This window comes from [Zimmermannella] faecalis ATCC 13722 (assembly GCF_000381765.1).
Taxonomy (GTDB): domain Bacteria; phylum Actinomycetota; class Actinomycetes; order Actinomycetales; family Microbacteriaceae; genus Gulosibacter; species Gulosibacter faecalis.
Genome location: NZ_KB907083.1, coordinates 22194 through 46001 on the forward strand (window position 1 = coordinate 22194; position 23808 = coordinate 46001).

Here is a 23808-nt window from a genome sequence, read left to right on the forward strand (position 1 = left end):
GGCGCGAGTGCGCTCCGTCCAAACCCCGAGCCTGCCAGAGGGCTCCTAGGCGTGGCCGTGGGCCCCGGCCATTTCACCCCGGCCACTCACCCCGAGCTCATGGGCCCGCACGTGGTGACTCGACACGCGACGGCGGTACGGCGGGAAGAACTCGTGCACCCCGCCGACGGGAACGCCCGCGGCGTCCTCCCAGTCGGCGCAGCGGCGCCCGTACGCGACCGGGTCAATCACGATGCGCGCACTCGACGCGACGGGCCGGTGCGTCGTCATACCCTGCTTGTACTGCCGCAGCGACTCGTAGGCGGCGCCGTCGATGAAGAAGTCCCGGGCACCACGCTGCAGCGCCCAGTCGATCTCGCGGTCGTAGGCGCCGATCTGTGGAATGACCCCGCGGAAGTCCGGGTGCACCGCGCCGTAGAGGGCCTGCGCGATGCCATCACACTCGGTGACGATGCCGCCCATCGCGAGCCGCCCCTCGTGCACGAGCGTCCACAGCCACACGTGGTCGTGCAGGTCGTCGCGAAACCGTTCGAGCACGCGCAGCGGCAACCGATAGTCATCGGTCGCGCCCACGCGCTCCATCGTCTGCGTATAGATGTCGTGGAACTCGCGCAGGTACCGCCACTCGGGGTCGGGGCGGTAGTCGAATCCCGCCACGGCGAACTTGCGGATGCCCCTGCGGTGGTCCTTGCGCATCCCTGCGCGCACCTCGTCGAGCGAGCGGTCGAGCCGCACGTTGAAGGTCTCGCCGTGCGGCACGATCGCCCCGAACCACGCGAATTCGTGCTGCGCCGAGTCGAGCAGGGGGTGAAACCGCAGGAACAGGGAGGTGACGCGCTGTCGCTGCAGGAGCCGCAAAAACACGGCGATGGCACGGATGCGCCACGGACGGGTCGTGCCCTCGCTAAAGACGGGCGCGGCACGCACCTCCGGCGACGCCGCGTCGACGCCACCGTCGGGCGCAATCGTGAGCCGCAGCGGCACCAGCAGGAGCCCATCCTCGTCTTCGATGACGGCGAGCTTCAAGTCGCCACCGCGAAACTCGTCGTGTGCGGCCAGGTACTCGGGCAGGTGGTCAATATCGTGCCGCACCCGGGTGAGCAGGGCGGGCCATCGTTCGTCGTCGATTTCGTGCAGCTGTGCGTCCATGAGCGCGGGTCCCCTCGTGCTGCGCGGCGCGCCCATGCTCCGGCGGCCGCTGCTCTTTCGAGGCTCCCAGGTTTCTCGGGGAGGGGATGCCCGAGCGCGTTCTTTCACCCCCATGAATGCCCAGGTCAGGGGCACTGCCTGGAGCGATCACCTGGGTCAGGCGACCCGGTACGGGGGAAAAAACTCGTCGACGGGGCCGATCCGTGCGTCGTGGGCGTGCTCCCAAGCCGCACAGCGACGCCCGTACTCCCCTTCGTCGACGATGATTCGTGCGCTGTTCTCTCGGGGCCGGTACTGCGTGATCCCGGCCTTGAACTGGTGCAATGACTCGGTGCCGGCGCCGCCGACGAAATACTCGCTCGCGCCCACCGACTTCGCCCATTCGAGTTCCCGGTCGTAGAGGCCAACCTGCGAAAACCGGCCGTGGTAGTCGGGGTGCACGCCGGCGTAGAGGCCCTGCACGATGCCGCAGCACTCGGTGAGCAGGTGCGCCGCGGCGATGCGACCGTCGATGCGAAGCACCCAGAGGGCGACCTCATCGCCGAGCGATGCGACGAGCTCGGTGAAGTAGTCGAGCGAGAACCGATAGGCCTCGCGCGCGTGCACTCGCTCCATCGTGAGTGCGTAGAGCGTCTGGAACGCCTCGAGGTCGGCGCAGTCGGCCTCACGCTCGTAGACGTAACCACTCGCGCCGAACTTCCGGATCCCCTGACGGTGGCTGCGCCGCATGTCCGCGCGGATCTCGTCGAGCGGGCGCTCGAGCCGAATCGCGTAGTTCGGGCCGTGATCGACGACCGCGCCAAACGCCGCGAAGTCCTCGCGGTAGGCCTCAAGGAGCGGGTGAAACCGCAGGAACAGCGACACCGTGCCCGCGTCGCGCAGAAACGCGAGGAGCGCGCCGATCGCCTCTTGCCGCCACTCCGATGTGGCCGGCACAACGAACAGCGGCGCCGCCCGAAGTTCGGGCGACGCCGCGTCGTGGAGCTCGGAATCAAGCTCGGTAAACCTGAGCGGGACAAGGAGCATACCCTCGTCGTCGGAGACCACCGCGAGACGCGATTCACTCCCCCGGAGATGATCCGTAGCCCCGAGGTATGCGGGTTCGTGATCGATGTCGTGCCGCACGTCGGCGAGCAGCGCAGGCCAGCGCTGGTCGTTCCGATCAAGCAGCTCCACCCGCATTTGAGGCTCCGTCTAGCGGGGCAGGCGCTCCGAAAGCGCGTCAAGGATGCCCGCGGCAACCTCGTCGGGGGTGCCCATACCGTCGACCTGTACGACGGCGCCACGCTCGGCGTAGACGTCGAGCACGGGAGCGGTCTCGCTCGCGTAGACGTCCTGGCGGTGACGAATCACCTCTTCGGTGTCGTCAACGCGGCCCTGCTCCTGCGCGCGGTTGAGCAGACGCGCAACCACCGCATCCGTGTCGACCACGAGCTGTACGACGGCGGCGATCTCGGCGCCTTGCTCGTCGAGCAGCGAGGTGAGGAAGTCGACCTGGCCGAGCGTGCGCGGGTAGCCGTCGAGCAGGAAGCCGTTTGCGGCGTCGGGCTGCGCGAGGCGGTCCTGAATCAGCTCGTTCGTGAGCGAGTCGGGCACCAGCTGACCCTGCGCCGTGATCTCCTGCACGCGCTTGCCGAGCTCGGTGCCGTTCTTGATGTTCTCGCGGAAGATGTCGCCGGTCGAGATGGCGGGAACACCGTACGCGGCGGCCAGGCCGGTGGCCTGCGTGCCCTTGCCGGCACCGGGAGGGCCGACAATCAGCAGTCGAGCGGGAGTGGTCTCGGTCATCGCAAAAGTCCTTCGTAGTTGCGTTGCTGGAGCTGCGCGTCGATTTGCTTGACGGTCTCAAGACCGACACCCACGAGGATGAGGATCGACGCACCGCCGAACGGGAAGTTCTGGTTCGCTCCGACGGTGGCGAGTGCGATCAACGGCAGCAGGGCGATAATACCGAGATAGATCGAGCCGGGGAACGTGATGCGGTTGAGCACGTGGCTCAGGTAGTCGGCCGTCGGCTGGCCCGCGCGGATGCCCGGCACGAAGCCGCCCTGGCGGCGCATGTTCTCGGCCACCTCGTCGGGGTTGAAGGCGATGTAGACGTAGAAGTACGCGAAACCGATCGTGAGCAGGAAGTACGCGAGCATGTACGGCCACGAGTCGCCCGACACGAAGTTGTTCTGCAGCCACACGACCCACTCGGGCGGCGTCGTACCGTCGGAGGGCGTATTGAACTGCGCGATGAGCATCGGCAGCATGAGCAGCGACGAGGCGAAGATCACGGGGATCACGCCGGCCTGGTTAACCTTGATCGGAATGTAGGTCGACTGCCCGCCGTAGGTGCGGCGGCCAACCATGCGGCGCGCGTACTGCACGGGGATGCGGCGCTGCGACTGCTCAACGAACACGACGGCCACGAGCACGAGGAACGCGAGCAGCAGCACGACGACGAAGGTGATGCCGCCGCCGGTGCCGCTGATGAGCGACCACATGGCCTGCGGGAACGAGGCGCAGATCGAGGTGAAGATGAGCAGCGACATACCGTTGCCGATGCCGCGCTCGGTGATGAGCTCACCGAACCACATGATGGCGGCCGTACCGGCCGTCATGGCCGTGACCATGATGATCATGCGAAGGATGTTCGTCGTGACGTCGAAGCCGGTTGTCTCGGTCACGAGGTCGAGTACGTTCGAACAGGCAGCGTTCGAGTTCGCGCCGAAGAGTCCACCCGTACGCGCCACCGTGAGCAGCGTCGTCGCCTGCAGCACTGCGAGGGCGACCGTCAGGTAGCGGGTGTACTGCGTGAGCTTCGTCTGCCCCGACTGCCCCTCCTTGTGGAGGGCTTCAAAGTGGGGGACGACAACGCGCAGGAGCTGCACGATGATCGACGCGGTGATGTACGGCATGATGCCGAGCGCGAAGATCGACAGCTGCATGAGGGCACCGCCGGAGAACAGGTTGAGCATCGAGAAGAGGCTCGCCTGCCCGTCGGCAGCGTTGACGCCGTCCACACACATCTGCACGTTGACGTAGTTGACGTGCGGAGCGGGAATGGTGGTACCCAGACGGTAAAGGGCGACCATGCCGAGTGTGAACAGGATCTTGCGTCGAAGATCCGGTGTCCGGAACACCCGTGAGATGGCACTGAACACGCGGGATGCCTGCTTTCCTAAATGTGGACAGACGAGAAACGGGGCCGGTAAAACCGGCCCCGTTCTCGGGAACTTACTTGATGGAGCCGCCTGCGTCGACGATCTTCTGCTCTGCTGAGCTCGAGACCTTGTCGACAGCAACATTCAGCTTAACGGTAACTTCGCCCGTGCCGAGTACCTTGACGAGCTCGTTCTTGCGAACGAGGCCCTTCTTGACGAGGTCCTCGACGGTGACGTCGCCGCCCTGAGGGTAGGCCTGCTCGAGCTGGAACAGGTTCACAACCTGGTACTCCTTGCGGAACGGGTTCTTGAACCCGCGCAGCTTCGGGGTACGCATGTGCTGCGGCATCTGGCCACCCTCGAACCCGAGACGCACGGTCGTGCGCGCCTTCGAGCCCTTGGTACCGCGACCAGCGGTCTTGCCCTTCGAAGCCTCACCGCGACCCTTGCGGATGCGCGACTTCTTGGCACCGGGAGCCGGACGGAGGTCGTGCAGCTTGAGCTTGCCTTCCTCGGGCCCGGTGGAGTTCTCGTTGTTCGTCATTATTCGTTGATCTCCTCAACCTTGACCAGGTGAGCGACCGCACGCACATAGCCACGCAGCTGCTGGCTGTCCTCGCGAACAACCGAGTCGCCGATGCGCTTCAGGCCGAGCGAGCGCAGGGTGTCGCGCTGGTTCTGCTTTTCGCTGATGACCGACTTGATCTGAGTCACCTTGACGGAAGTAGCCATTAGGCACCAACCTTTGCAGCCTTGGCGGCCTCGTCGGCGGCGCGTGCCTGGTCGCGCAGGATGCGCTCCGGCACGACGTGCTCGATGTCGAGGCCACGACGGGCGGCGACAGCGCGCGGCTCTTCGAGCAACTTGAGCGCCTCGACCGTCGCGTGGACGATGTTGATCGTGTTCGACGAACCGAGCGACTTGCTCAGCACGTCGTGGATGCCTGCACACTCGAGCACGGCGCGAACCGGGCCACCGGCGATAACACCGGTACCCTGCGCGGCCGGGCGGAGCAGCACGACGCCGGCGCCGGCCTCACCCTGCACGGGGTGCGGGATCGTCTTGAGCACGCGGGGAACGCGGAAGAAGTTCTTCTTCGCTTCCTCGACGCCCTTCGAGATCGCGAGGGGAACCTCGCGAGCCTTGCCGTAGCCGACGCCAACCAGGCCGTTACCGTCGCCAACGACGACGAGCGCGGTGAAGCTGAAGCGGCGGCCACCCTTGACGACCTTCGACACGCGGTTGATGGTCACGACGCGCTCGAGGAACTCGTTGGTCTTCTCGTCGTCGCGGCCACGGCCACGGCCACCACGGCCGCCTTCGCGCTGCTGGCGGTCGCGGTTGTTGCCGCGACGGCCCTCACGACCGGCCTCGCGAGTGTTCGTCTCGCTCGATGCGGCGGTCTCGACGGGGGTGTCGTTGATGTTCTCGGGAACGTTGGTCTCGTTGATTTCGCTCACAGGTTCAGCCCTGCCTCTCGTGCTCCATCGGCAATCGCGGCAACACGGCCGGCGTACTTGTTTCCACCGCGGTCGAACACAGCAGTGTCAACACCGGCTTCCTTGGCGCGCTCGGCGAGGAGTTCGCCAACGCGACGAGCCTTTGCGGTCTTGTCGCCCTCGAAGCTGCGAAGTTCGGCTTCCATGGTCGACGCCGACGCGAGCGTGTGGCCCTTGGTGTCGTCGATGAGCTGCACGAACACGTGGCGAGCGGAACGGGTGACGTTCAGGCGCGGGCGTGCGCCCGTACCCTCGATCTTCTTGCGCAGCCGGGCGTGGCGACGGCCACGGGCTGCCTGCTTGCTCTGCTGAGCCATGCTTACTTACCAGCCTTTCCGGCCTTGCGGCGTACCTGCTCGCCCGCGTAGCGGATGCCCTTGCCCTTGTAAGGCTCCGGCGGACGAATCTTGCGGATGTTCGCAGCGGTCTCACCGACGAGCTGCTTGTCGATGCCCTGGATCGAGATCTTGTTCTGACCCTCGACCTTGAAGGTGATGCCTTCGGGGGCGGGAACGTTGACGGGGTGCGAGAAGCCGAGTGCGAACTCCAGGTCGGAGCCCTTCGCCATCACGCGGTAACCGGTACCGACGACCTCGAGGTCCTTCGTGTAGCCGGTGGTCACGCCAATGATGTTGTTCGAGATGAGCGTGCGGGTGAGGCCGTGCAGGGCACGCGACTCGCGCTCGTCGTCGGGGCGGGTGACGAGCACCTGGCCCTCTTCGACCTTCACCTCGATGGGGCTCGCGACGGTGAGGCTGAGCTCACCCTTCGGGCCCTTGACGGTCACGTCGGCACCGTTGAGGTTTACCTCGACGCCGGCGGGAATTTCAATGGGAAGACGTCCAATACGCGACATTCTGGATCACCACACGTAGGCGAGGACTTCCCCACCCACGCCCTTCTGCTCGGCCTCACGGTCAGTCAGCATGCCGGAGGAAGTGGACAGGATCGCGATGCCGAGGCCGCCAAGAACGGTGGGCAGCTCGGTCGACTTCGCGTAGACGCGGAGGCCCGGCTTCGAGACGCGCTTGATGCCCGAGAGAGCGGGGCGGCGGTCCTGGCCGAACTTGAGCGAGACGCTGAGCGTCTCGCCGACGCGGGCGCTCTCGACGCTCCAGTCGGCGATGTAGCCTTCGCGCTTGAGGATGTCAGCGATGTTCTTCTTGAGCTTCGAGCCCGGCATCGACACGGTGTCGTGGTGGGCGTTGCTCGCGTTGCGCAGACGCGTGAGCATATCTGCGACGGGGTCGGTCATAGTCATGACGCGATATTTCCTTTCGCCTGGTTTCGACGCGCCGTACACGGCACGCCGACCTTTGGTGATGCCCGCCGGGGGTTCCCGGCGGGCAATGGGCCAAACGTAGAGTCTACTTCAGGCCCGCGGTGAAGGGGAAGCCGAGTGCGCGAAGCAGTGCGCGACCGCTCTCGTCATCCTTCGCCGTGGTGACCACGGTGATGTCCATACCGCGGGTGCGGTCGATCTTGTCCGGGTCGATCTCGTGGAACATGACCTGCTCCGTGAGACCAAAGGTGTAGTTGCCGTTTCCGTCGAACTGCTTGTCCGAGAGGCCGCGGAAGTCGCGGATACGGGGCAGTGCGAGCGAGAGCAGGCGGTCGAGGAACTCCCACATGCGGTCGCCGCGAAGCGTGACGTGGGTTCCGATGGGCTGGCCCTCGCGAAGCTTGAACTGCGCGATCGACTTGCGTGCGCGGGTCACCTTCGGCTTCTGACCGGTGATCAGGGTGAGGTCGGCAATCGCGCCCTCGATGACCTTGCCATCGCGGGCGGCTTCACCGACACCCATGTTCACGACGATCTTCTCGAGACCGGGGATCTGGTGGACGTTCTCGACGCCGAGCTCCTCCTGGAGCTTGGCCTTGAGTTCGCCTCGGTACTTGACCTTGAGTCGGGGCTGGATTTTGCCAGCCACCGTGGCAGTGTCAGTCATCTGCTACTCGCTGTCCTTCTTTGCTGCGGCCTTCTTCGTGGTCTTCTTCTCGGTCGCGGCAGCAGCGCTGTCGCGACGCGAGGGCTTGAACTCACGGGTCTTGACCGTCGTGGTAACGCCACCCTCGGTGACCTCTTCGACCTTGAAGCCCACGCGAGCGGGCTTGCCGGTGTCGGGGTTGACGAGTGCAACGTTCGAAACGTGGATGGGGGCCTCGATGGTCTCGATGCCGCCGGTCTTCGTGCCGCGCTGGGTCTGGCCCACGCGGGTGTGCTTCGTGGCGTAGTTCACGCCCTCAACAATCACGCGACCTTCTGCGACGAGCACCTCGAGCACCTTGCCCTGCTTGCCCTTGTCGCCACCGCTGATGACCTCGACGAGGTCGCCCTTGCGAATCTTCGCCATGAGTTAGAGCACCTCCGGAGCGAGCGAAATGATCTTCATGAACCGCTTGTCGCGCAGCTCGCGGCCGATGGGGCCGAAGATGCGCGTACCGCGCGGCTCACCGTCGTTCTTGAGAATCACGGCAGCGTTCTCGTCGAACTTGATGTACGAACCGTCAACGCGACGGGTGGGCTTCTTCGTGCGAACGACGACCGCCTTGACGACGTCGCCCTTCTTCACGTTTCCACCGGGGATCGCGTCCTTGACGGTCGCGACGATGACGTCACCGAGGCCGGCGTAGCGGCGGCCCGAGCCACCCAGTACGCGGATGGTGAGGAGCTCCTTGGCGCCGGTGTTATCGGCGACGCGGAGGCGGGATTCCTGCTGAATCATGTGTCAGTCTCCTTGGCTGTGTCCAGGCGCAGTAGGCGAGGCCTACTTCGCCTTCTCGAGGATCTCGACCAGCCGCCAGCGCTTCGAGGCGCTGAGGGGACGGGTCTCGGCGATGAGCACGAGGTCGCCGATACCGGCGGCGTTCTGCTCGTCGTGCGCCTTGATCTTGGTGGAGCGGCGGAGCACCTTGCCGTAGAGGGGGTGCTTCACGCGGTCCTCGACCAGCACGGTGATGGTCTTTTCCATCTTGTCGCTGGTGACGTAGCCGCGGCGCGTCTTGCGGTAGTTGCGGTGCTGCGCGGCAGCCTCGTTGACCTCTGCCGCCGACTCATTCGTGGTGGTCTCAGCCATTAGTTGGTCTCCTCGTTCTCGGCCTTGTCAGCCTTCTTCGCGCGAGTCTTCTTCGCGGGCTTCTCAGCCGGAGCGGGAGTCGCACGAATTCCGAGCTCGCGCTCACGGATCACCGTGTAGATACGAGCGATGTCGCGCTTGACGGCGCGGATGCGGCCGCGCTCTTCGCCCTGGCCAGTCGCGGCCTGGAAGCGCAGGTTGAACAGCTCTTCCTTGGCCTTCTTCAGCTCGTCAGCAAGACGGCCGTTCTCCATGGTGTCGAGCTCGGTGATGGCGAGCTCCTTCGATCCAATCGCCATGTCTACTCGCCTTCCTCACGGGTAACGATGCGTGCCTTGAGCGGCAGCTTGTGGATAGCGCGCATGAGTGCTTCGCGGGCAAGGGCCTCGTCGACGCCGCCGACCTCAAAGAGGACTCGGCCGGGCTTGACGTTGGCGACCCACCACTCGGGCGAACCCTTACCGGAACCCATGCGGACTTCGGCGGGCTTCTTCGTGAGCGGACGGTCGGGGTAGATGTTGATCCACACCTTGCCGCCACGCTTGATGTGGCGGGTCATCGCGATACGGGCGGCCTCGATCTGGCGGTTCGTGACGTATGCAGGCGTGAGTGCCTGGATGCCGTACTCACCGAAGGTGACCTTGGTGCCACCGGTTGCCTGGCCCGAACGGCCGGGGTGGTGCTGCTTACGGTACTTAACTCGTCGTGGGATCAGCATGGGTTACGCCTCCGCTCCTGCGGCAACCTGCTCGTTGTTCCGGCGGTTGCGACGCGGACGGTCGCCACGGTTGTCACGCGACGACTTCTGGTTGGCCTGCTCGCGGGCAAGCTCCTTGTTGGTCAGGTCACCCTTGTAGATCCACACCTTGACACCGATGCGACCGTAGGTGGTCTTGGCCTCGTAGAAGCCGTAGTCGATGTTGGCGCGGAGGGTGTGCAGGGGCACGCGGCCCTCGCGGTAGAACTCCGAGCGGCTCATCTCGGCGCCGCCGAGACGGCCCGACACCTGGATACGAATACCCTTGGCGCCGGCGCGCTGGGCGCTCTGCAGGCCCTTGCGCATCGCGCGGCGGAACGCCACGCGCGCAGCGAGCTGCTCGGCGATGCCCTGAGCGACGAGCTGTGCTTCCTGGTCGGGGTTCTTCACCTCGAGGATGTTCAGCTGGATCTGCTTTCCGGTGAGCTTCTCGAGCTCGCCACGGATGCGCTCCGCTTCGGCGCCACGGCGACCGATCACGATGCCCGGGCGGGCGGTGTGAATGTCGACGCGAACGCGGTCGCGGGTGCGCTCGATCGCGATGTACGCGATGCCGGCGCGGTCGAGCGACTCGGTGAGGTGCGTCCGGATGCGGATGTCCTCGTTCACGTAGTCGGCGTACCGCTGGCCGGGCTTGGTCGAATCGGCGTACCAGCGCGAACGGTGGTCAGTGGTGACCCCGAGGCGGAAGCCGTACGGATTGATCTTCTGGCCCATTACTTCGCCGCCTTCTGCTCTTCGGTCTCGGGTGTCGAGACAATGACCGTGATGTGGCTGGTGCGCTTGTTGATGCGACCGGCGCGGCCCTGGGCGCGCGGACGGAAGCGCTTGAGGGTGACACCCTCATCGACGAACGCGGTGCTGACGTACAGGTCACGCTCGTCAAGGAACTCGTTCGAGTTGTCGGCCTTGACGCGGGCGTTGGCGATGGCCGAGGCCACAACCTTGTACACCGGCTCCGATGCACCCTGCGGTGCGAACTTCAGAATGGCAAGCGCCTCGAGCGCCTGCTTACCGCGGATCAGGTTGACGACGCGGCGAGCCTTCTGAGGGGTAACGCGGATGTGTCGCGCGCGGGCGATCGACTCCACCATAATTTCCTCCTTCACGCCCCCGCTTAGCGGCGGCGACCCTTCTTGTCGTCCTTCACGTGACCGCGGAAGGTACGGGTCGGTGCGAACTCACCGAGCTTGTGGCCAACCATCGTCTCGGTCACGAAGACCGGGATGTGCTTGCGACCGTCGTGCACCGCGATGGTGTGACCGAGCATGTCGGGCACAATCATCGACCGGCGCGACCAGGTCTTGATGACATTCTTCGAACCGGCTTCGTTCTGCTTCAGCACCTTCTGCAGCAGGTGCTCGTCGACGAAGGGGCCCTTCTTAAGACTGCGAGGCATCTTCTTGAACTCCTACTACTTGCGCTTCTTGCCGGACGGACGGCGACGGACGATGAGCTTGTCCGATTCCTTGTTGGGCTTGCGGGTGCGGCCCTCGGGCTGACCCCACGGGCTCACCGGGTGGCGACCACCCGAGGTGCGACCCTCACCACCACCGTGCGGGTGGTCGACCGGGTTCATCACGACACCACGCACGGTCGGGCGGACGCCCTTCCAGCGCTTACGGCCGGCCTTACCAAGGTCGATGTTCGACTGCTCGGCGTTGCCGACCTCGCCGATCGTGGCGCGGCAGCGCGCATCCACGTTGCGAACCTCACCCGAGGGGAGGCGCAGCTGGGCGTAGGGGCCGTCCTTCGCGACGAGGCGGATCGAGGCGCCGGCCGAACGGCCGAGCTTCGCGCCGCCACCGGGGCGCAGCTCAACGGCGTGCACGACGGTACCGGTCGGGATGTTGCGCAGCGGCAGGTTGTTGCCGGGCTTGATGTCGGCGCCAGCGCCCGACTCGACGATGTCGCCCTGCTTGAGACGGTTCGGCGCGATGATGTAGCGCTTGGTGCCGTCGACGTAGTGCAGGAGCGCAATGCGTGCGGTGCGGTTGGGGTCGTACTCGATGTGTGCGACCTTGGCGTTGACGCCGTCCTTGTCGTTGCGACGGAAGTCGATCACGCGGTACTGGCGCTTGTGGCCACCACCGATGTGACGGGTCGTGATGCGACCCTGGTTGTTGCGGCCACCGGTCTTGGGCAGCGGGCGCAGCAGCGACTTCTCGGGGGTCGAGCGGGTGATCTCGGTGAACTCCGAGACCGATCCGCCGCGACGACCCGGAGTCGTGGGCTTAAAGTTACGAATCGCCATTTTTACTCAGTCCTCCGGTTAGCCGACGTTCGAGAAGATGTCGATAGTGCCGGACTTCAGGGTCACGATGGCGCGCTTGGTGTCCTTGCGCTTGCCGGTGCCGAAGCGAGTCCGGCGAGTCTTGCCCTGACGGTTAAGGGTGTTGATGCGGTCGACCTTGACGTCGAAGATGCGCTCGATCGCGATCTTGATCTCGGTCTTGGTCGCCTCGGGGGCCACCTCGAAGGTGTACTTGCCCTGGTCGATCAGGCCGTAGCTCTTCTCGGACACAACCGGGCGGATGATGACATCGCGCGGGTCCTTGTAGATGTCGCTCATGCCTAGTTCTCCTTGCTCGTCTTCACGGCGCCCTGCTTGGCATCCACGAAGGCGTCGAACGCGTTCTTGAGGAACACCACGTCGTCGGCGTTGAGCACGTCGTAGGCGTTCAGCTGGTCGGCCGAAAGCACGTGTGCGTCGGCGATGTTGCGCACCGAGCGGCGGGTGAGCTGGTCGTCGGTGTCGATCACGACGAGGACCTTGCGGCCTTCAACAGCGGTGCGGTACGCGGCAATCGCGGCCTTGGTCGAGGGAGCCTCGCCGGTCACGAGTTCGGTGAACACGTGAATGTGGCCGCCGCGGGCGCGGTCCGAAAGCGACTGCAGCAGGGCTGCGGCCACCATCTTCTTGGGGGTGCGCTGCGAGTAGTCGCGGGGCGTCGGGCCGTGGACGATGCCACCGCCGCGGTGCTGCGGCATGCGGATCGAACCCTGACGGGCGTTACCCGTGCCCTTCTGCTTGAACGGCTTGCGGCCGGCGCCGGAGCGCTCGCCGCGGTTCTTGGTCTTGTGCGTGCCCTGGCGCGCCGCGGCCTGCTGGGCCACGACAACCTGGTGCACGAGCGGGACGTTGAGCTCGACGTTGAAGAGCTCCGCGGGGAGCTCGACCGTGCCCGACTTCTTGCCGGTTGCGTCGAGGACGTCAATCGTGTTGGCAGCCATGTGGCTAGGCCCCCTTCACTGCGTTGCGGACAAAAACGAGTCGGCCCTTGGCGCCGGGAACGGCACCCTTGACCAGCAGCAGACCGCGCTCCACGTCGATGCCGTGGAGGGTGAGGTTCTGCACGGTCACGCGGTCGTGACCCATGCGGCCAGCCATGCGCGTGCCCTTGAAGACACGGCTCGGGGTGGCCGAAGCACCGATCGAACCGGGCTTGCGGTGGTTCTTGTGCGCACCGTGCGAGGCGCCGACACCCTTGAAGTTGTGGCGCTTCATGGTGCCCGCGAAGCCCTTACCCTTCGAGGTGCCGACGACGTCGACGAGCTGGCCAGCTTCGAACAGCTCGACGTTCAGCTCCTGGCCGACCTCGTACTCGGCGGCGTCAGCGGTGCGGATTTCAGTCACGTGGCGACGCGGCGTCACGCCAGCGGCCTTGAAGTGACCGGCGAGCGGCTGCGAAACCTTGCGGAGCTCGATGGCGCCGGCGGCGATCTGGATCGCGTCGTAGCCGTTCTTCTCCTGCGTCATGATCTGCGTCACGACGTTCGGGCTCACCTGGATGACGGTGAGGGGGACGAGACGGTTCTCGGCGTCCCACTGCTGGGTCATGCCCAGCTTGGTGCCGAGCAGCCCCTTGTAGGTCTTAGTAGCGGTAGACATGAATCCCTCTAGAGCTTGATCTCGATGTTGACATCGGCCGGAAGGTCGAGACGCATGAGCGAGTCGACCGCCTTCGGCGTGGGGTCGACAATGTCGATCAGGCGCTTGTGGGTGCGCTTCTCGAACTGCTCGCGGCTGTCCTTGTACTTGTGGGGCGAACGGATAACCGTCACCACGCTCTTCTCCGTCGGAAGCGGGACGGGCCCAATGACGGAGGCGCCAGCGCGGGTAACCGTGTCGACGATCTTGCGCGCGGAGCTGTCGATGACCTCGTGGTCATACGACTTCAGTCGGATGCGGATCTTCTGTCCCGCCATTTCCTACTCCTTGTTCGTTCGGGCCGGTTTGGCCTCACATGCAATCTCGGCTGTCGCCAGCTGAAAAGTGCACCACTGTTTATCTGTCAAGTTCACCTGCCCGGAGCGGGGTCGCTCAGGCTGATGTACGGCACGCGGGGATACGGTCGAGGGCAGGCCTCGAATGTTCCGGTACGCACCGGAGCCGTGCTCTCCTGCCGCCGGGCCCGCCTGCCTCCGAAGATTCGGGCGACGAGTCACGTGTTCGGCAGTGATCCTGTTGCTGGCCGGGCACACAGGCGCCCTAGCACAACGGGAATGTTGAACTGCATTAGTTTAGCCCGCAGTTAGAAGTTCATGCAACCCGGGCGTGTCGCGATTTTTTCATCACCATCACCAGTGATGCACTTTTCCGGTTCCGATGCGCTTGCTCCCGCATCATTACCGGAAAACTGCATCAAATGCGTCTGGCGGTGGCCCGTCGCAGCCCGTCACGCGGCGTGATCGCCCGTTCCTTCACTGTCCGGATGCTCCACCGCGTTGTTGGCGTAGTGGAAGCGGGAGGGGACTTCGAATAGTTCGCCCCAATCGGGCAGTTCCATCGGCGGAAGCGGGAGCAGGTGCACCGAGCCTCGCGGTTGCGGCAGCTTGGCCGCTTGGTCGAGCGATTGTTGGATGCGCGTAACGACATCGCTCTTGCCCGCCACGTCGGTCCATTGCGAGCTGGTCACGAGCCAGCCAAGCGCCTCGAGATCTGCCCCGCGCCGCTGTGCCCGACGGATTCGCGATTTTGCGGCACTCCCGTCATTCCGCAGCCACTTGCCGGTGCCGTCAAACTCGTGAATCGCGCCAGCCGACCACAGTAGATCGGGCCGTCCAACGAACGTGCCGTCCTCGTCGAACACACTCGGTTGCCGCAGCGGCGGCTCGATGCCCGCAACCAGCAGTCGGTAGTCGAGGAGCGACTCCCCCACGCTGTCTGACCTCCCGTGCGCGTTGTCGAGCAGCCATTTCATCCGTTTTGCTGCCTGGCCCTTGTAGTACCGCATTGGGCTCACGTCATGTCCATACCGCAGTGCCGCATTCATCGCGGCATACGCCTCCTCGACCGGCAGCCCAATAGTGAGATCGCGAAGTGTGCGAGCGATCGAGGTGACCCGGACACCCGCGATCTCGACGACCTCATGATCCGCCAACTCCGCTCGCCGGAACTCGACGCCCGTAGTTGCGCGACCTGAGGATGCGCGGGTCACCGTGACGGCATCGGTGAGACGCCGAGTCTCGAGCGGAAGGTGCCACAGAACGGCGGCCGCGGTGCCCGAGATCACGCCCACGTTTCGGTTGCCGATCGCGATCGCCCTCGCCGCGAAGCGTTCGACCGGCGTGATGGATTCCGCCACTTCGGCGTCGATCTCGAGATACGTGCCGCGGTGAATCCTGAAGAGGTCCCCGCCTCCAGTCGCGCGGGCATGGTGAAAGTACGCGCCGTGTCCGTCGAGGTCGCGCCGGGTGAGCAGGATGCGGTGTGCCATGCCCGCATGCTGCCGGGTAGGGGCGTCGCTCGAGTCGCTTCACGATGGACCTGTGGAATGTCATGCCTCCACAGGCCGCACGGTTGGACGGGCTCGATTGCCGGCAAGGAGCCGTTGCTGGGAGTTGCACACAGGTCCCGGTGCCGCGGACTTGGCGGTAGCGGACGCTCTCGGAGACAAAGTGATGCGGTTTTCTGGGGGAGCTGCAGCTGTAGCTGCAGCTCCCCCAGAAAACCGCATCAGTAAGGGTGGGCAGGCGCGGGTGGATGCGCGCGGGTTAGACCTGGAGCTCGTCGAGACGGCCCTCGTCGCGAAGCTCGAGGTAGTTCTCGACCGCCGTATCCAGCCAGACCTCGGCCGTCTTGTAGAGGCTCACGACCCACTTGCCGTCTTCTTCGATGACGGCGATACCGAGCTTGTCGAGGCCAAGCGCTTTGAGCGGTGCGACGTCCTCGAGGCACGACTGGTAGCCCGAGGCCTCGTTCACGCACGTGCCGTCGAACGTGACCTGGCTGTACCCGTCATCGATCACGAGGTTGTCGGGCAGGATCATCGTCGTGCCGTTCACGTCGAAGCTCTCAAAGTCGCCGCTCACCTCAACCTGGTCGGAACTCGGGTACGTCGTGCCCTGGCCGAAGTCCTGGTAGAGCATCGACATCACGAGGCGCTCAGGGCGCGAGAGCATCTCGATGACCGACTTGGAGTCGCCGCCGCTCATCACCTCGGCAAAGCCGTTCGCGAACTGCATCCCCGCCTCCTCGGGCGAGTCGGCACCGTTCGCCGGGATCTCGTCGATGCTCGTGGCACCCTCGCCGCTCATGCCCGAGAGCGCGTAGTCGGCCCCAGTGAGCGCGAAGCTCACGTACCACTTGCCGTCTTCTTCGACCGCGATGATCGAGTTGGCTTCGTCTTCTTCGGCGAAGTCCATCGTCTGCGGGTAGTCCTCGGCGGCGGTGAAGTCCTCGGCAGCGTCGGCGGCGACCTCTTCGGCCTCCGCGGCTGCCTCGTCCGAGTCCATGCCCTCGAGCAGGAAGCCCTCGTAGGCGAGCGAACGCACGACGCTTTCGAGCGCGGCCTCGATCTCGTCGACGTCGCCGTCGACCGTGATCTCGCCCTCGGTCACCGTGACCCGCTCGACACCGTCGGCCAGTTCTTCGGTCTCGTACTTGAGGCCCGACGTCGTTGTCTCGGTCGCGTCACCGAGGCGGTCTAGACCGTCGCTCAGGCTCACGCCGTCGCCGATGTCACCGAAGTCGCTGTCGAGCAGACGCTGCGCTGCGGTCCCGAACACGTCGGCCTCGCTCGGGGCGACGTTGCTCATCGCGGCCAGGTAGTCGACCTCCGCCGCCGAGTTCAAGAGCTTGTCGACCGCCTCGTCGGGCGACGCGGCGCCGCGGCCCATGTTGCCGAACAGCGAGATGCCTCCCCAGATACCGCCGCCGACGAGCAGCACCGCCGCGACGATCGCGACCGGGATGAGCCACGGCCGGCGGCGCTTGGCGCCACTCCCCTGGGCTGCTTGGCCGCCCTGCCAGGGGTTGCCCGCGTTTGCGTCTTGACCCGCGTATCCCTGCGCCGGCTGGTAGCCGTATTGCTGGTCGCCGTAGGACTGTTGCGCGTACTGCTGCTGGTCGCCGTAGCCCTGCTGCTGGCCGTACTGGTACTGCTGGCCGTACTGATTCTGGTCGTACTGCGGCTGCTGGCCGTACTGGTTCTGGTCGAACTGCGGCTGCTGGCCGTACTGCTGCTCGCCGTACTGCTGCTGTTCGTTGTACTGGCCCTGTTGCCCGTAGTTCTGTTGCCCGTACTGCTGCTGGCCGTAGTCCTGCTGGCCATATTGGTGCTGGCCGTATTGCCCTTGCCCGTACTGTCCAGGGCCCGAACCGTTCCACGGCTCATTGCCCCAGTTGCTCGGCGGCTGCTGATTCGACACGGTTCGGTTCCTTCCGTCGGAGTCGGCGGTCGCCCGGCACGGCGGGCACGCACTTCAGGTGTTGGAGTCTGCGGCGACGGGAAAAGTTCCCGACCTTTCAAGATTGTCAGAAATCAGCAGGAAACGGCCAAGGGCCGAGCGCATTGCTGCGCTCGGCCCTTGATCGGATATGCGTCGGAACTACGCCTGGATCGAGGTGACGGTACCGGCACCAACGGTGCGGCCACCCTCACGGATCGCGAAGCCGAGGCCCTCTTCCATAGCGATCGGCTGGATGAGCTCGACCGACATGTCGACGGTGTCGCCAGGCATAACCATCTCCTTGCCCTCGGGCAGGGTGATGACGCCGGTGACGTCGGTGGTACGGAAGTAGAACTGCGGACGGTAGTTCGAGTAGAACGGGTTGTGACGGCCACCCTCGTCCTTCGAGAGGATGTAGGCGGTGCCCTCGAAGTTGGTGTGCGGGGTCACGCTGCCGGGCTTCACGACAACCTGGCCACGCTCGACGTCCTCACGCTTGAGGCCGCGGAGCAGGAGGCCACAGTTCTCGCCGGCCCATGCCTCGTCGAGCTGCTTGTGGAACATCTCGATACCGGTGACGGTGGTCTTCTGCGTCGCACGGATGCCGACGATCTCGACCTCCGAGTTGATCGCGAGGGTACCGCGCTCGGCGCGGCCCGTCACCACGGTGCCACGACCGGTGATGGTGAAGACGTCCTCGATCGGCATGAGGAAGGGCTTCTCGCGGTCACGCTCCGGGTCGGGAACGTTCTCGTCGACGGCCTCCATGAGGTCGAGCACCGACTGGACCCACTTCTCGTCGCCCTCGAGCGCCTTGAGCGCCGAGACGCGAATGACGGGGGCGTCCTCGTCGAAGCCCTGCGAAGCGAGGAGCTCGCGGACCTCGAGCTCGACGAGCTCCAGGATCTCTTCGTCGTCAACCATGTCGGACTTGTTCAGCGCCGCGACGAGGTAGGGAACGCCGACCTGCTTCGCGAGCAGCACGTGCTCACGGGTCTGTGCCATCGGGCCGTCGGTGGCGGCGACAACGAGGATCGCGCCGTCCATCTGGGCAGCACCGGTGATCATGTTCTTCACGTAGTCGGCGTGACCCGGGGCGTCAACGTGTGCGTAGTGACGCTTCGGGGTCTCGTACTCGATGTGCGAGATGTTGATCGTGATGCCGCGCTGGCGCTCTTCGGGAGCCGAGTCGATCGTGGCGAAGTCGCGCTGCACGTTGGTCTCCGACGGGTACTTGTCAGCAAGCACCTTCGAGATTGCAGCGGAGAGCGTCGTCTTGCCGTGGTCGACGTGACCGATCGTTCCGATGTTTACGTGCGGCTTGGTCCGCTCAAACTTGGCCTTGGCCACTATGGTCCTCCTCAGGACTGTTACTGGAATCGCTCCACGATACAGCGCGGACCGAATCTGGGAAAGTTGGACAGATGAAATTTATGCTACCTGGCCCGGCGGCGGGCGTCTGACCAGGAGCTGAGCGGGAGAGGCTACTCGCCCTTGCTCTTCTGGATGATCTCGTCGGCAACTGCCTTCGGGACCTCCGCGTAGGAGTCGAACTCCATCGAGTACACAGCGCGACCCGAAGTCTTGCTGCGCAGGTCGCCGATGTAGCCGAACATCTCGGAAAGCGGCACGAGTGCACGCACCACCTTGACGCCCGAGGCGTCTTCCATCGACTGGATCTGGCCACGACGCGAGTTCAGGTCGCCGATAACGTCACCCATGTACTCCTCGGGCGTACGCACCTCGACCTTCATGAGCGGCTCGAGCAGCGCGGGGCTCGCCTTGGGAGCGGCCTCCTTGAACGCCATCGAACCGGCGATCTTGAACGCCATTTCCGACGAGTCAACGTCGTGGTAGGCACCGTCGACGAGGGTCGCCTTGACGCCAACCATCGGGTAGCCGGCGAGGATACCCACGCGCATGGCGTCCTGGATACCAGCGTCGACCGAGGGGATGTACTCGCGCGGCACGCGACCACCGGTCACGGCGTTCTCGAACTCGTACACTTTGTCACCCTCGACCTGCATGGGCTCGAGGCTGATCTGCACCTTCGCGAACTGACCGGAACCACCGGTCTGCTTCTTGTGGGTGTAGTCGTACTTCTCGACCGAGCGGCGGAGAGTCTCACGGTAGGCCACCTGCGGCTTACCGATGTTCGCCTCAACCTTGAACTCGCGCTTCATGCGGTCGACGAGGATGTCGAGGTGGAGCTCGCCCATGCCCGAGATCGTGGTCTGGCCGGTCTCGTGGTTGAGCTCGACGCGGAACGTCGGGTCCTCTTCGGCGAGCTTCTGGATCGCGGTACCGAGCTTCTCCTGGTCGGCCTTCGAGTTCGGCTCGATGGCCACCGAGATCACGGGCTCCGGGAAGGTCATCGACTCGAGGATGACGGGCGCGTCGATTGCCGACAGCGTGTCACCGGTCGTCGTGTCCTTCAGGCCGATGGCCGCGTAGATGTGCCCGGCGGTCACCGACTCGACCGGGTTCTCCTTGTTCGCGTGCATCTGGAACAGCTTGCCGATGCGCTCCTTCTTGCCCTTCGTCGAGTTGAGCACCTGGGTGCCGGCGTCGACGTGGCCCGAGTACACGCGCAGGTAGGTGAGGCGACCGTAGAAGGGGTGCGCCACGACCTTGAACGCGAGCGCCGCGAACGGCTCGTCGGTCGAAGGCTTGCGGATGACCTCGAGCTCCGGGTCCTTGACGTCGTGGCCGATCATCGGCGGCACGTCGAGGGGCGACGGGAGGTACGAAACGACGGCGTCGAGCATCGGCTGGATGCCGCGGTTCTTGAACGCGGTACCGCAGAGCACGGGGAACGCCTCGCCGGCGATCGTGAGCTCGCGGATGCCCGCGGTGATCTCGTCGATCGTGAGCTCTTCGCCACCGAGGTACTTGTCGAGCAGCTCCTCGTTCGCCTCGGCGATCGACTCGAGCAGTTCGGCGCGGTACTCCTCAGCACGCTCCTGGAGGTCGGCGGGGATCTCTTCGATCTCGGCCTCGGCACCCTGCGCCACGACACCCTTGGCGTCGCCACGCCACGTGAGCGCGCGCATGTTGATGAGGTCGACAACACCGACGAAGTCGTTCTCGACGCCGATCGGGAGCTGCAGCACGAGCGGCTTCACGCCGAGGCGCGACTTGATCGTGTCGATCGAGTAGTAGAAGTCGGCGCCGAGCTTGTCCATCTTGTTGACGAAGCAGATGCGGGGCACGTTGTACTTATCGGCCTGACGCCACACGGTCTCCGACTGGGGCTCAACACCCTCCTTGCCGTCGAACACTGCGACGGCGCCGTCGAGCACGCGCAGCGAACGCTCGACCTCGACGGTGAAGTCGACGTGGCCGGGGGTGTCGATAATGTTGATCTGGGTGTCGCCCCACGAGCAGGTGGTCGCCGCGGAGGTAATGGTGATACCGCGCTCCTGCTCCTGCGCCATCCAGTCCATGGTGGCGGCACCGTCGTGGGTCTCACCGATCTTGTGGTTCACACCCGTGTAGAAGAGGATGCGCTCGGTGGTCGTGGTCTTACCAGCATCGATGTGAGCCATGATGCCGATGTTGCGAACCTTCTTGAGGTTCGTCTGCACTGCCTGTGCCACGGATGTCTCCCGTTTGTATTGACTGAATTCGTTGGTGCCGGTCGAAGGGCGCCTGAGATGCGACCGGCCAACATGAGTGCTTAGCACGTCATGTTGACCGGTCAAAGAACTACCAGCGGTAGTGAGCGAAGGCCTTGTTCGACTCGGCCATCTTGTGGGTGTCTTCGCGACGCTTGACCGCGGCACCGAGACCGTTCGACGCGTCAAGGATCTCGTTGGTGAGACGCTCGGTCATCGACTTCTCGCGGCGGGCCTTGGCGTAGCCGGTGAGCCAGCGCAGCGCGAGGGTGTTCGCGCGCAGTGGCTTGACCTCGACGGGCACCTGGTACGTCGAACCACCGACGCGGCGCGAACGCACCTCGAGCGTGGGGCGCACGTTGTCGAGCGCCTTCTTCAGGGTGGCAACCGCATCCTGGCCGCTCTTCTGGGCAACGTTCTCGAGGGCACCGTAGACGATGCGCTCGGCCTGCGACTTCTTGCCGTCGAGCAGGATCTTGTTGATGAGCTGCGAGACGACGGGCGACTCGTAGACGGGGTCGATGACGACGGGGCGCTTAGGCGCGGGACCCTTCCGAGGCATTACTTCTCCTTCTTCGCGCCGTAGCGGCTGCGGGCCTGCTTGCGGTCCTTGACCGACTGGGTGTCGAGCGCACCGCGCACGATGCGGTAGCGAACGCCGGGGAGGTCCTTCACACGACCGCCACGAACGAGCACCATCGAGTGCTCCTGGAGGTTGTGGCCCTCACCGGGGATGTACGCGGTGACTTCGGTTCCGTTCGAGAGCTTCACACGAGCGACCTTGCGCAGCGCCGAGTTCGGCTTCTTCGGGGTGGTGGTGTACACGCGGGTGCACACGCCACGCTGCTGGGGGTTGCCCTTCAGCGCCGGCGACTTCGACGAGGTCACCTTGGGCTTGCGGCCCTTGCGGACCAACTGCTGAATGGTTGGCACTGGTTAATCTCCTTGGATTTGGTTGCTGATTCGCCTTGCTGCACGCAGCAGCAGCTCTGAGAATGTGCCTCACCCCGTCGCGGCCGAGAATTCACGGCGCAGGACTGATTCAGTGCTCGCGGAATCGCACCGGCGAGCATCCCTACCGACCGCTGTGACCGCGGCGACGGCATGAATTTGAGGCACGCCAGAGGGCGGCGTACCGATCTAGTCTAACCAGACAGAAACAGGCGGTCAAGCGCCGGGCGTGGCAGGCACTTCGAGTTCGACCCCCGTGAGGAGGAGTTCGACGTCGTCGGCGACCTCATCGGACTGCTCCTGCATGACGGAGGCGATCGCCGTGAGCACGAGCGTATCCTCCCCCGCTTCGAGCGGATACAGGCGGTAGCGCACCTCGACGTGGTACTCCCCGTCGGCCTGCAACGTGACCGCGTCGACGTGTGGACGGGGCGCGTCGGCCACCGGCTCGACCGAGTTCACCTCGATGCCTGGGGCCTGTGCGAGCTGCTCCGCAAGGATTTCCGCCGCGCGCGACACCTCGACGCGACCCGGCCACTTGTCGAGGGTCGCGACGACGTTCGGCGCGAAGCCCTGGGTCGGCACCTCGTAGCTCACTCCCCCGAGGCTGCCGGCGAGCTCGAACTCGTGCCAGCCGCGCGCTTTCGGGAACCTCGCGCGAACGTCGACCACGCGTCTACCGTGTCTCGTCGAGGCCGATGGTGGTGCGCTGGGCCTCGTACTCGCGCTCTTCGGCGACCTTGCGCTCGTATTCGGCCCGCTCCTCGGCGTTCTTGCGCTTCACGCGGCGACCGCGCAGGGCGGCGATTCCGCCGATCCACAGGGCGCTCTGGTTGGCGGCGATGAACGCGATGAGCGCGCCAGGCAGGTGCTCGGGGGTGCGCAGCGCGGCAGTGAGCGCTTCGTTCGACCAGGGCTGGCCGTTTACGACGTCCTGGAACGCGACGCCGACGTAGTACGCGGCACCGGCGACGCCGGCCGCGATGAGGCTCGCGAGAATGTACGACCACCAGCCGGCACGGTTCGCGATGAGCGACCACACGACGATGAGCACGAGGAACAGGGCGACCGGCACGTAGAACGGCGCCGTGCCGATGAACTCGGTCATGCCGCCGACGAGGTCGGCCTCGGGATTGAACACGAGGCGGATGCCCGCGAACAGCACCGTGTAGAGCGCGGCGAACACGATGGTCGCGAGGAGCGCCGTGAAGAACGCGAAGCCGCGGTTGCCGCGCTTGTCGGGCTCCATGAGGAGCCCCTCGGTCGGCGACGACTCAGCGGCCGGGGTGACGGGGTCAGGCTCCTGCGTGGCCGCGGGCGCCGGTTCGGTCTCGGGCGTGACGTCGGCGTAGATGTCGGGCTCGGCCGTCGTGTCGTTCACCGCCGCGTTCGGCATCGCGAGCGGCTGCGAATTGAGGTCGTCGTTCGCGTTCGGGGTCGCGGCCGTGTCGTCGGTCACCGGCTCGGTCTCGACGAGCTCCTCCGCGAGGGTCTTCGGTTGCTCGGGCTCGTCATCGACCGGAATCGAGCGCGAGCGCGCGACCGCTTCACTCAGCCGGCTGTCGCCGGGGGCGCCGGTCGCCGGCGCGTCGAAGCCGTGCTCGGCCGGCGCATCCGCCTCGACGGGCGTCTCTGCTGCCACTGGATCAGCTGCTTCAACGGGGGCGTCGGACGGCGACGTCTCGCCGTCGGCGCCGACCGCGAACCCACCACGGGGCGCGTCGGCGTCGGCAGGGGCACTGTCGGCAGGGGCGCTGTCGCCCTCCTGCGGCTGCGCGGGGCGCGACGGGAGCAGGTGCGGGTCGACGGTCATGCGGGGCCCATCGTCGTACGGCTGCGGTCGGTACTGGTCGCTCATGCCGCCAGGGTAGCGGCCGGGCGGCCGAATCCCCGTGCGGCGCGCGGAAACGGGCGATGCCCCGGGCACGTGGCCCG

The 23808-nt window shown here is 65.5% G+C and carries 31 protein-coding genes and 1 pseudogene; all 32 read right to left on the reverse strand.

Translation table 11 applies throughout. From position 1 onward, the window contains the following. Positions 1 to 45 precede the first annotated feature (45 nt). Positions 46 to 1149 (reverse strand): GNAT family N-acetyltransferase, encoded by a 1104-nt coding sequence (locus G328_RS0111620; protein ID WP_019619528.1) that lies wholly within the window; start codon positions 1147 to 1149, stop codon positions 46 to 48. A 156-nt stretch (positions 1150 to 1305) separates the two neighbouring features. Next, entirely contained in the window at positions 1306 to 2331 is a 1026-nt protein-coding gene (locus G328_RS0111630) for a GNAT family N-acetyltransferase (RefSeq protein ID WP_019619529.1), read from the reverse strand. Positions 2332 to 2343: 12 nt separating this feature from the next. Next, positions 2344 to 2937: an adenylate kinase gene (locus G328_RS0111635; protein ID WP_019619530.1), complete on the reverse strand. Its 594-nt coding sequence runs from the start codon at positions 2935 to 2937 to the stop codon at positions 2344 to 2346. Continuing rightward, the gene (gene secY, locus G328_RS0111640; protein ID WP_026339852.1) at positions 2934 to 4298 is read right to left on the reverse strand and encodes a preprotein translocase subunit SecY; all 1365 of its coding nucleotides are present in this window, start codon (positions 4296 to 4298) and stop codon (positions 2934 to 2936) included. Before secY ends, G328_RS0111635 begins: the two co-directional genes overlap by 4 nt. Positions 4299 to 4371: 73 nt before the next feature. After that, positions 4372 to 4842: a 50S ribosomal protein L15 gene (rplO, locus tag G328_RS0111645; protein ID WP_019619532.1), complete on the reverse strand. Its 471-nt coding sequence runs from the start codon at positions 4840 to 4842 to the stop codon at positions 4372 to 4374. Continuing rightward, positions 4842 to 5030: a 50S ribosomal protein L30 gene (rpmD, locus tag G328_RS0111650; RefSeq protein WP_019619533.1), complete on the reverse strand. Its 189-nt coding sequence runs from the start codon at positions 5028 to 5030 to the stop codon at positions 4842 to 4844. Before rpmD ends, rplO begins: the two co-directional genes overlap by 1 nt. Then, a complete protein-coding gene (rpsE, locus tag G328_RS0111655; RefSeq protein WP_019619534.1) occupies positions 5030 to 5758 on the reverse strand; it encodes a 30S ribosomal protein S5 in 729 nt (242 codons plus the stop codon). The genes rpmD and rpsE overlap by 1 nt, the downstream gene beginning before the upstream one ends. Next, on the reverse strand, positions 5755 to 6114 hold the full coding sequence (gene rplR / locus G328_RS0111660) for a 50S ribosomal protein L18 (RefSeq protein ID WP_019619535.1): 360 nt from the start codon (positions 6112 to 6114) through the stop codon (positions 5755 to 5757). Before rplR ends, rpsE begins: the two co-directional genes overlap by 4 nt. Before the next feature lie 2 nt (positions 6115 to 6116). Next, a complete protein-coding gene (gene rplF, locus G328_RS0111665) occupies positions 6117 to 6653 on the reverse strand; it encodes a 50S ribosomal protein L6 (protein WP_019619536.1) in 537 nt (178 codons plus the stop codon). 6 nt (positions 6654 to 6659) lie between these two features. Next, on the reverse strand, positions 6660 to 7058 hold the full coding sequence (gene rpsH / locus G328_RS0111670; protein WP_026339854.1) for a 30S ribosomal protein S8: 399 nt from the start codon (positions 7056 to 7058) through the stop codon (positions 6660 to 6662). A gap of 106 nt (positions 7059 to 7164) precedes the next feature. Then, a complete protein-coding gene (gene rplE / locus G328_RS0111675; protein ID WP_019619538.1) occupies positions 7165 to 7746 on the reverse strand; it encodes a 50S ribosomal protein L5 in 582 nt (193 codons plus the stop codon). A 66-nt stretch (positions 7747 to 7812) separates the two neighbouring features. Next, positions 7813 to 8151 (reverse strand): annotated as a pseudogene (rplX, locus tag G328_RS0111680) (50S ribosomal protein L24); the annotation flags it as partial. A 3-nt stretch (positions 8152 to 8154) separates the two neighbouring features. Further along, entirely contained in the window at positions 8155 to 8523 is a 369-nt protein-coding gene (gene rplN, locus G328_RS0111685) for a 50S ribosomal protein L14 (protein ID WP_019619540.1), read from the reverse strand. Between the two features lie 42 nt (positions 8524 to 8565). Further along, positions 8566 to 8874 carry a 30S ribosomal protein S17 gene (gene rpsQ, locus G328_RS0111690; protein WP_019619541.1) on the reverse strand — a complete coding sequence of 103 codons (309 nt, stop codon included), beginning with the start codon at positions 8872 to 8874 and terminating at the stop codon, positions 8566 to 8568. After that, a complete protein-coding gene (gene rpmC / locus G328_RS16830) occupies positions 8874 to 9173 on the reverse strand; it encodes a 50S ribosomal protein L29 (protein WP_019619542.1) in 300 nt (99 codons plus the stop codon). Before rpmC ends, rpsQ begins: the two co-directional genes overlap by 1 nt. Before the next feature lie 2 nt (positions 9174 to 9175). Then, positions 9176 to 9592, reverse strand: a complete 417-nt coding sequence (gene rplP / locus G328_RS0111700; RefSeq protein WP_019619543.1) for a 50S ribosomal protein L16 — start codon at positions 9590 to 9592, stop codon at positions 9176 to 9178. A 3-nt stretch (positions 9593 to 9595) separates the two neighbouring features. After that, complete coding sequence (rpsC, locus tag G328_RS0111705) at positions 9596 to 10348, reverse strand: 30S ribosomal protein S3 (RefSeq protein WP_019619544.1); 753 nt, start codon at positions 10346 to 10348, stop codon at positions 9596 to 9598. Further along, the gene (gene rplV, locus G328_RS0111710; protein ID WP_019619545.1) at positions 10348 to 10725 is read right to left on the reverse strand and encodes a 50S ribosomal protein L22; all 378 of its coding nucleotides are present in this window, start codon (positions 10723 to 10725) and stop codon (positions 10348 to 10350) included. The genes rpsC and rplV overlap by 1 nt, the downstream gene beginning before the upstream one ends. Before the next feature lie 23 nt (positions 10726 to 10748). Beyond that, positions 10749 to 11030 (reverse strand): 30S ribosomal protein S19, encoded by a 282-nt coding sequence (gene rpsS, locus G328_RS0111715; RefSeq protein ID WP_019619546.1) that lies wholly within the window; start codon positions 11028 to 11030, stop codon positions 10749 to 10751. Positions 11031 to 11045: 15 nt separating this feature from the next. Further along, positions 11046 to 11885, reverse strand: coding sequence for a 50S ribosomal protein L2 (rplB, locus tag G328_RS0111720; protein ID WP_019619547.1), 840 nt, complete (start codon positions 11883 to 11885; stop codon positions 11046 to 11048). Between the two features lie 18 nt (positions 11886 to 11903). Continuing rightward, positions 11904 to 12203, reverse strand: coding sequence for a 50S ribosomal protein L23 (gene rplW, locus G328_RS0111725; protein ID WP_019619548.1), 300 nt, complete (start codon positions 12201 to 12203; stop codon positions 11904 to 11906). Positions 12204 to 12205: 2 nt separating this feature from the next. Continuing rightward, positions 12206 to 12865 carry a 50S ribosomal protein L4 gene (rplD, locus tag G328_RS0111730; RefSeq protein ID WP_019619549.1) on the reverse strand — a complete coding sequence of 220 codons (660 nt, stop codon included), beginning with the start codon at positions 12863 to 12865 and terminating at the stop codon, positions 12206 to 12208. Between the two features lie 4 nt (positions 12866 to 12869). After that, the gene (rplC, locus tag G328_RS0111735) at positions 12870 to 13523 is read right to left on the reverse strand and encodes a 50S ribosomal protein L3 (protein WP_026339856.1); all 654 of its coding nucleotides are present in this window, start codon (positions 13521 to 13523) and stop codon (positions 12870 to 12872) included. An 8-nt stretch (positions 13524 to 13531) separates the two neighbouring features. Continuing rightward, positions 13532 to 13840 (reverse strand): 30S ribosomal protein S10, encoded by a 309-nt coding sequence (gene rpsJ / locus G328_RS0111740; RefSeq protein ID WP_019619551.1) that lies wholly within the window; start codon positions 13838 to 13840, stop codon positions 13532 to 13534. A 470-nt stretch (positions 13841 to 14310) separates the two neighbouring features. Continuing rightward, on the reverse strand, positions 14311 to 15351 hold the full coding sequence (locus G328_RS0111745) for a hypothetical protein (RefSeq protein ID WP_019619552.1): 1041 nt from the start codon (positions 15349 to 15351) through the stop codon (positions 14311 to 14313). A gap of 277 nt (positions 15352 to 15628) precedes the next feature. Beyond that, positions 15629 to 17284 carry a hypothetical protein gene (locus G328_RS0111750; protein ID WP_019619553.1) on the reverse strand — a complete coding sequence of 552 codons (1656 nt, stop codon included), beginning with the start codon at positions 17282 to 17284 and terminating at the stop codon, positions 15629 to 15631. 180 nt (positions 17285 to 17464) lie between these two features. Next, the gene (gene tuf / locus G328_RS0111755) at positions 17465 to 18655 is read right to left on the reverse strand and encodes an elongation factor Tu (RefSeq protein WP_019619554.1); all 1191 of its coding nucleotides are present in this window, start codon (positions 18653 to 18655) and stop codon (positions 17465 to 17467) included. A 134-nt stretch (positions 18656 to 18789) separates the two neighbouring features. Next, on the reverse strand, positions 18790 to 20904 hold the full coding sequence (fusA, locus tag G328_RS0111760; protein WP_019619555.1) for an elongation factor G: 2115 nt from the start codon (positions 20902 to 20904) through the stop codon (positions 18790 to 18792). A gap of 109 nt (positions 20905 to 21013) precedes the next feature. Next, entirely contained in the window at positions 21014 to 21484 is a 471-nt protein-coding gene (gene rpsG, locus G328_RS0111765) for a 30S ribosomal protein S7 (protein WP_019619556.1), read from the reverse strand. Continuing rightward, a complete protein-coding gene (gene rpsL / locus G328_RS0111770) occupies positions 21484 to 21855 on the reverse strand; it encodes a 30S ribosomal protein S12 (protein ID WP_019619557.1) in 372 nt (123 codons plus the stop codon). Before rpsL ends, rpsG begins: the two co-directional genes overlap by 1 nt. Before the next feature lie 234 nt (positions 21856 to 22089). Beyond that, positions 22090 to 22545 carry a hypothetical protein gene (locus tag G328_RS0111775; RefSeq protein ID WP_019619558.1) on the reverse strand — a complete coding sequence of 152 codons (456 nt, stop codon included), beginning with the start codon at positions 22543 to 22545 and terminating at the stop codon, positions 22090 to 22092. Between the two features lie 4 nt (positions 22546 to 22549). Beyond that, positions 22550 to 23731, reverse strand: a complete 1182-nt coding sequence (locus G328_RS0111780) for a hypothetical protein (protein WP_026339857.1) — start codon at positions 23729 to 23731, stop codon at positions 22550 to 22552. Between the last annotated feature and the right edge of the window lie 77 nt (positions 23732 to 23808).